We start from the raw sequence: 1,058 nt of genomic DNA on the forward strand, positions 1-1,058 counted from the left end.
AATTTTGCTGTGAGCCGCACGCGATAAATTTTACTTACTTGTCGCGCATACGCGTCATGGACCAGCATCCGCCTGCCGTGAGCCGCCGCTGCGCGGTAATTCTATTTGTCGCGCATATGCACTGTGCCCGTTGCAAGTTTTAACGGACGCGCTTTGAAATTTCAGTCCAAAATCCCTATTTGGCGCTGCGCCCTAGCAGAAACAATCTCACCGCTTGTTCGGCGACGCGGGCTAAATTTTGTGTCGCGGTCTCTTTTTCCATCGCGCGCTCAAGGCTCATAGGTTCGTTTAGGATGCAAAAAAATGCGCCTATGCCTCGCTCATTACAGCCACCGGCACAGGGCGAGATGCCGCCTGCCAGCGCGATTACGGGCACACCGTAGGAAGCGACGATCTTTGCGACGCCGCAGGGGGTTTTGCCCATCGAGCTTTGAAAATCGAGCCTTCCTTCGCCTGTGATGACGAGCTCGACGCCTTTCATATCGCGATCTAGCCCGATCTCTTCGGTGATGATATCGATGCCAGGCTTAAGCGTCGCGTTTAGAAAGCTCACGAAGCCAAAGCCTAGCCCGCCGGCAGCTCCTGCTCCGGGGCTATTCCAAAGCTCGCGTCCGAGGTGTTTGCTTACGACGCTTGCGAAATTGATAAGCCCTGCATCGAGTTGCTTTACCATTGCCGCATCCGCGCCCTTTTGCGGAGCGTAAATATATGCCGCACCGTTTTCACCGAAGAGCGGGTTATCCACATCGCAGGCGATGAGAAACTCGCATTCTTTAAGATGCGGCAGCATCGAAGTGCAATCTATCGTGGCGAGTTTAATCAGATCCTCGCCCGCTCCCGCAAGCTCTGCGCCATTTGCATCTTTAAATTTAAAGCCGAGCGCGCGCAGCATACCCATACCCGCGTCATTCGTAGCACTTCCGCCGATGCCTATGATAAACTTTCGCGCGCCGTGCGCGATCGCATGCGCTATCATCTCGCCAAAGCCATAAGTGCTCGTTTTTAGCGGGTTACGGCGCGATTTTTCGATGAGAGGCAGACCCGATGCGGATGCCATT

1 protein-coding gene is annotated in these 1,058 nt (G+C 54.5%); it reads right to left on the reverse strand.

Features of this window, described 5'->3' with window-relative positions:
- Nucleotides 1–175: 175 nt before the first annotated feature.
- Nucleotides 176–1,058 (reverse strand): glycerate kinase (locus Q0236_RS12925; RefSeq protein ID WP_297918888.1); only part of this gene is annotated, 883 nt, incomplete at its 5' end.

Origin of the sequence: uncultured Campylobacter sp., from assembly GCF_938031315.1 — a bacterium.
Taxonomy (GTDB): Bacteria; Campylobacterota; Campylobacteria; order Campylobacterales; family Campylobacteraceae; genus Campylobacter_B.